The sequence below is a fragment of the Psychrobacter sp. CAL346-MNA-CIBAN-0220 genome, from assembly GCF_040309805.1.
GTDB lineage: Bacteria > Pseudomonadota > Gammaproteobacteria > Pseudomonadales > Moraxellaceae > Psychrobacter.
Window position 1 is genome coordinate 1 of record NZ_JBEOPF010000104.1, and the last position, 288, is coordinate 288.

The 288-nt window shown below is 43.8% G+C and carries 1 pseudogene; it reads right to left on the bottom strand.

Features of this window, described 5'->3' with window-relative positions:
* Positions 1–107: 107 nt before the first annotated feature.
* Positions 108–288: pseudogene (locus AAEY88_RS12890) on the bottom strand (hypothetical protein); the annotation flags it as partial.

The following is a 288-nucleotide window of genomic DNA, read 5'->3' on the forward strand; positions in this document are numbered from 1 at the left end:
GGATAAAGATGCCCAAACGCCACATTGTAATCGGCAACGTCTTTAAAAAAAGGAATATAAGGGCTATAGGGAATAGTATTCTCTTGCTTCATCGGTGACTCCCGTCATTAAGTAGCATGCGTCATCTCAAGTAATTGCTGTTTAAGGGCATGTAAATCTTTTTTGGTAGTGAGCTTGCCGCCGTGTAATAAATGGGTGAACCAAATGCCATCGGCTGCCATTCTAGCTACTTCAAGCTGTAGGCTGTTATCGGTCTTTTGATGCTTCACCATACGTCCTGCCATCCAC